This window comes from Mesorhizobium sp. M1409 (genome assembly GCF_040317535.1).
In the GTDB taxonomy this organism is placed as follows: Bacteria; Pseudomonadota; Alphaproteobacteria; order Rhizobiales; family Rhizobiaceae; genus Mesorhizobium.
On sequence record NZ_JAMYKV010000111.1, the window covers coordinates 1 to 5,322 of the forward strand.

Sequence of the window (5,322 nt, forward strand, 5' to 3'; positions counted from 1 at the left end):
CCGGCACGGTTTGTTTTGTTCAACCGCCCCCCCCCCTCCGTCCGCGGTGCCCCCAACACATGGGCCCGGCTACGCCGCGACGGAGTGGGGGAAGCCATTCACGAAACGCGTAGCCGCCGAAAAACGGCCACACCTCAGCGAGCGACAAAACTCAGACAAGAAATCAGGCAATGATCAAGAAACCGGAAAAACCAGGATCCGCCAGCATTCGCGTGCTGAAGACGCGGATCAAGAAGAAGAGCGGCCTGAAGGAATCGTCGCGCCGCTGGCTGCAGCGCCACATCAACGATCCCTATGTCCAGCGCTCCAAGGCTGACGGCTATCGCTCTCGCGCGGCCTACAAGCTGATCGAGATCGACGACAAGCATCATCTGTTGAAGCCCGGCATGAAGGTGATCGATCTCGGTGCCGCTCCCGGCGGCTGGTGCCAAGTCGCGGCGGCGCGGACGAAATCGACGGCCGACAAGCCGCATGTCATCGGCATCGATTATCTCGAGATGGACGCCGTGCCCGGCGCGCCGGTGCTGCTGATGGATTTCCTCGATCCGCTGGCGCCGCAAAAGCTGGCCGAGGCGCTGGGAGGCGACCCCGATATCGTGCTGTCCGACATGGCGGCACCCACCACCGGCCACAAGCGGACCGACCACATCCGAACCATGCATCTGTGCGAGGTGGCGGCCGATTTCGCGCTGTCGGTGCTGAAGCCGGGCGGGCATTTCCTCGCCAAGACCTTCCAAGGCGGCGCCGAAAACGAGCTGCTCTCCATGCTCAAGAAGAACTTCCGCTCGGTGCATCATGTGAAGCCGCCGGCGTCGCGCGATGAATCGGTAGAGCTTTATCTGTTGGCCAAGGACTTCAAGGGGCGAGAGCCGCCGTCAGGCGGATCGGAACGTCCAGAGGGCGAGCCCGAAACTTAAGCCGCATCAATTGCCGGGCGGGCTTACCGTTTCCAGCGTCTTGGGCACGGTCAACCGGCCATGGCCGGAGACGGCGTTGCCGGCGTCGGGCGCCAGCCGCATGAACGACAGCGACGCGGCGGCGGAGATCGCCGCGACGACGAAAAACGCGGTGTGGAAATCCGCCAGCGTCAGCGACCGGTCGTGCAGGCTGGTGGACACCTCCAGGATGCCGCCAGCCACCGCCACGCCAAGCGCGATCGACAGCTGCTGGAAGACGGCTGCAATCGGCGTCGCCTTGCTGGTGTCTTCAGCCGAAACCTCGGCATAGGCGAGCGCATTGACGCCGGTGAAGAACATCGAGCGGATGAAGCCGCCGACGAGCAGCATCGCCAGCACCAGCAGATAGGGTGTGTCGGGTGTGAACAGGCCGTTGATGGCGATCGACGCCGCGGCGACCAGCGAACCGACAACCAGCACGCGGCGGAAGCCGGCGACGCGGAAGATCAGCGCGGTGACGAATTTCATGCCGATGGCGCCAATCGCCGAGACGAAGGTGATCATGCCGGACTGGAACGGCGTCAGCCCAAAGCCGATCTGAAACATCAGCGGCAGCAGGAACGGCACGGCGCCAATGCCGATGCGGAACAGTCCGCCGCCAAGCACCGAGGAGCGGAACACCTGGTTGCGGAACAGTTCGAGCGCCAGCAGCGGGTTTTTGGCGTGGCGCGCATGCAGCAGATAGAGCGCTCCCGACAGCAGGCCAACCGTCACGGTGATGACACCGACGATTGGCGGCAGATAGGGCAAGCTGACCACCGACAGGCCGAACACCACACCGGATGCCGCCAGCCCGCTCAGCACGAAGCCGATGAAATCAAGTGGCGGGGTCTGTGAGGGTTCGGTCTCCGGCAGGAAACGCGTCGCCAGCCAGATGCCGACCACGCCGATCGGCACATTGATCAGAAAAATCCAGTGCCAGGTGAAGTAGGTGGTGATGAAGCCGCCGACCGGCGGCCCGATCAGTGGCCCGACCAGTGCCGGAACAGTCAGCCAGGACATTGCCGCGACGAGTTCGCTTTTCGGTGTCGCGCGCACCAGCACCAGCCGCCCGACCGGTGTCATCATGGCGCCGCCAATGCCTTGCAGGAAGCGCGACACCACGAAAGCCGGCAGCGAACCGGAGAGGGCGCAGGCGATCGAGCCGACGATGAAGACCGCGATCGCGGCACGAAAGACATTCTTGGCGCCGAAACGGTCGGCCATCCAACCGCTGATCGGAATGAAGATCGCCAGCGAAACCAGATAGGCGGTCAGCGCCAGCTTGAGCGCGATCGGGCTGGTGTGGATGTCGATTGCGATCGCCGGCAGTGATGTCGCGATGACGGTCGAATCCATGTTTTCCATGAAAAGGGCGACCGCCAGTATGAGCGGGATGGTGCGGTTCAAGGAACGCGTCCAGACGTGAATGTTGCGTCGCCGCTTGCATGTCGGCTTGAGGCGGACGGTTATCAGGCCTTCGCCGGGATGTCGCATTAATTTGCTGTCACTTTTATGCGACCGGCAACCCCAGGTGGCATCCCCTGGGCGAAAAATCACCTTTCCGGGAGCGTGAAATCATCGGCTTTTCATCGGCGCCGGGACGTGGTACCAGCCAGCGCCAATCCTGAAAGGGAAGAAACGAGTCGGCGCTGTCCATTCCGGTCCAGCGCTTTTTTGTATTCCGAGGGCTGGCCATGGCTAAAATCATCGAAACGTCCACCGGCGCACTGGCGCTGACCTTTGACGACGTGCTGCTGCAGCCCGGTCATTCCGAGGTCATGCCTGGCGAGACCGACGTCCGCACCCGCATCGCCGGCGACATCGACCTCAACGTGCCGATCCTGTCGGCGGCGATGGACACCGTCACCGAGGCGCGGCTTGCCATCGCCATGGCCCAGGCCGGCGGCATTGGCGTCATCCATCGCAATTTCTCGCCGGCCGAACAGGCAGAGCAGGTGCGGCAGGTCAAGAAGTTCGAATCCGGCATGGTGGTCAATCCCGTCACCATCGGCCCCGACGCGACGCTCGCCGACGCGCTGGGCCTGATGCGCAGCTATTCGATCTCGGGCATTCCGGTGGTCGAGAACGGCGGTGCCGGTGGACACAAGGTCGGGCGGCTGGTCGGCATCCTGACCAATCGCGACGTGCGCTTCGCGTCCGATCCGGCGCAGAAGGTCCATGAACTGATGACCCGTGACAACCTGATCACGGTCAAGGAGAACGTCGACCAGGACGAGGCCAAGCGGCTTCTCCATCAGCACAGGATCGAAAAGCTGGTCGTCGTCGACAGGCAGGGCAATTGCGTCGGGCTGATCACGGTCAAGGACATCGAGAAGTCGCAACTCAACCCGCACGCCACCAAGGACGTGCAGGGCCGCTTGCGCGCCGCCGCCGCCACCAGCGTCGGCGATGACGGTTTCGAGCGCGCCGAGCGCCTCATCGATGCCGGCGTCGACCTTCTGGTGATCGACACCGCGCATGGCCACTCGCAGCGCGTGCTGGACGCGGTGACGCGCGCCAAGAAGCTTTCCAACTCGGTTCGCATCCTGGCCGGCAACGTCGCCACCGCCGAAGGCACGCAGGCGCTGATCGATGCCGGCGCCGACGCCGTCAAGGTCGGCATCGGTCCGGGCTCCATCTGCACCACCCGCATCGTTGCTGGCGTCGGCGTGCCGCAGCTTTCGGCGATCATGTCGGCGGTCGAAACGGCGTACAAATCCGGCGTTTCGGTGATCGCCGACGGCGGCATCAAGTATTCCGGTGATCTCGCCAAGGCGCTCGCCGCCGGTGCAAGCGCCGCCATGATCGGCTCGCTGCTGGCCGGAACCGACGAAAGCCCGGGCGAGGTCTATCTGCACCAGGGCCGCTCCTTCAAAGCGTATCGCGGCATGGGCTCGGTCGGCGCCATGGCCCGCGGTTCCGCCGATCGCTACTTCCAGGCCGAGGTGCGCGACACGCTGAAGCTGGTCCCGGAAGGCATCGAAGGGCAGGTTCCCTACAAAGGACCTGTGTCTGGCGTGCTGCACCAGCTTGCGGGCGGCTTGAAAGCCGCTATGGGTTATGTTGGTGGTCGCGACCTTGCCGATTTCCGCGAACGCGCCACTTTTGTGCGCATATCCAATGCCGGACTTCGTGAAAGCCACGCCCATGACGTCACGATCACCCGCGAAAGCCCGAACTATCCCGGCGGAGCCTGACCAGTACGGGATCGGGCGGAACCTCACCGCGACGATCCTGCGGCTGTCGCGACACGCGGCCGCGCTCTGTTTCCTGTCGGCGGCGGTATTCATCGCCATGACTGCGATGGAATTCTTCTACTTCCGCCAGTTGAGTGGCGGCTTGTCGTCACTCGACATGCGCGTTTTGGGCTTCACGCCCGACGAAGGCATGGCCTGGCTGACGGCGCTCGGCCGGCGCGGCGGCGAGATCATTCTCGTCTGGCACTATCTGACCTTCGATCTCCTGTTCCCGGCGCTGCTGTCGGTGACGCTGGTCAGCCTGATCCTGGCCACGGGCCGGCGATTGAAGAACTTCCGCGTGCTGCCAGGGCAGTTGCAGTCGATCTTAGCGGTGGTCCTGGTGCTGCCCTACACGCTTGCCGACTACGCCCAGAACATCGCGGTGGCGCGGCTTCTGTCGGATTTCCTGTCGGCCAACCCGGATTCGCTGTCTTTCGCCTCGGCGCTGATCGTCACCAAATTCGCGCTTTTCGCCATTCCGGTGTTTGTCATTGCCGCCTTCTGGCTGAGAGGCCAGAAACACCAGGCTTGATGCCGCGCGGAAAGTCCAATCGGGCAGGGGGCACTTCATGAACCAGACCACGATCTTCTGGCCTGTCCTGGCGCATGTGCTGCTGATCTACATCGTCTACGCCGTCCTGGGTCGGCGGCGATACGGTGCGATCAGGTCGGGCGAAGCCAAGCCCGGTCAATACAAGGCGCGCTCGACCGAGCCGACCTCCAGCACTACCGTTGCCGCAAATCTCATCAATCAGTTCGAAATGCCGGTGCTGTTTTATGTGCTGTGCCTGGCGCTGCACCTGACCAACGGCGTCAACTACCTGACCCTGGCGCTCATGTGGATTTTTGTTGCGTCGCGCTATTTCCATGCCTGGATTCACCTGACCAGCAACAATCTGCAGCTGCGCAGCCGTTCCTTCTTCTTCGGCGCGGTGATTCTTTTGCTGGGATGGATCTGGTTCGCGCTGCACCTGCTCGGAGTTGTTTGAGCCGGGGCAGTTCTCCCTTCTCCCACAAGGGGCTAGCGTGCGCACACATTTGCTTCGTGCTGTGGTCAAGTGTGAAGAAGCGAGGCCGGAAAATGGCTTGATGCGGTTGAATCGTATGTGATTCTGTAGCTGCCATTGTTGATTCTGGAGGTTTCG

Annotated in this window: 5 protein-coding genes; 4 read left to right on the plus strand and 1 reads right to left on the minus strand. The window is 63.1% G+C overall.

The features are described 5' to 3' along the window. Window positions 1-170: 170 nt before the first annotated feature. A complete protein-coding gene (locus NKG99_RS35140) occupies window positions 171-917 on the plus strand; it encodes an RlmE family RNA methyltransferase (RefSeq protein ID WP_352874033.1) in 747 nt (248 codons plus the stop codon). A 6-nt stretch (window positions 918-923) separates the two neighbouring features. On the opposite strand, the gene NKG99_RS35145 is transcribed toward NKG99_RS35140, so the two are convergent. Beyond that, the gene (locus tag NKG99_RS35145) at window positions 924-2,345 is read right to left on the minus strand and encodes an MFS transporter (RefSeq protein WP_352874035.1); all 1,422 of its coding nucleotides are present in this window, start codon (window positions 2,343-2,345) and stop codon (window positions 924-926) included. A 287-nt stretch (window positions 2,346-2,632) separates the two neighbouring features. Here NKG99_RS35145 and guaB point away from each other — a divergent pair, with 287 nt between their 5' ends. The 3 genes from guaB to NKG99_RS35160 are packed head-to-tail and all read left to right on the plus strand — an operon-like array spanning window position 2,633 to window position 5,166. Next, window positions 2,633-4,135 carry an IMP dehydrogenase gene (gene guaB / locus NKG99_RS35150; RefSeq protein WP_352874037.1) on the plus strand — a complete coding sequence of 501 codons (1,503 nt, stop codon included), beginning with the start codon at window positions 2,633-2,635 and terminating at the stop codon, window positions 4,133-4,135. Then, a complete protein-coding gene (locus NKG99_RS35155; protein WP_352874038.1) occupies window positions 4,086-4,709 on the plus strand; it encodes a hypothetical protein in 624 nt (207 codons plus the stop codon). The genes guaB and NKG99_RS35155 overlap by 50 nt, the downstream gene beginning before the upstream one ends. Before the next feature lie 37 nt (window positions 4,710-4,746). Beyond that, window positions 4,747-5,166: an MAPEG family protein gene (locus NKG99_RS35160; protein WP_352874040.1), complete on the plus strand. Its 420-nt coding sequence runs from the start codon at window positions 4,747-4,749 to the stop codon at window positions 5,164-5,166. Window positions 5,167-5,322: the final 156 nt, after the last annotated feature.

Excerpts from the sequence above, each read along its gene's own strand:
- guaB (WP_352874037.1), top strand. The coding sequence starts at position 2,633 with ATGGCTAAAATCATCGAAACGTCCACCGGCGCACTGGCGCTGACCTTT.
- NKG99_RS35155 (WP_352874038.1), top strand. The coding sequence starts at position 4,086 with ATGACGTCACGATCACCCGCGAAAGCCCGAACTATCCCGGCGGAGCCT.
- NKG99_RS35160 (WP_352874040.1), top strand. The coding sequence starts at position 4,747 with ATGAACCAGACCACGATCTTCTGGCCTGTCCTGGCGCATGTGCTGCTG.
- NKG99_RS35140 (WP_352874033.1), top strand. The coding sequence starts at position 171 with ATGATCAAGAAACCGGAAAAACCAGGATCCGCCAGCATTCGCGTGCTG.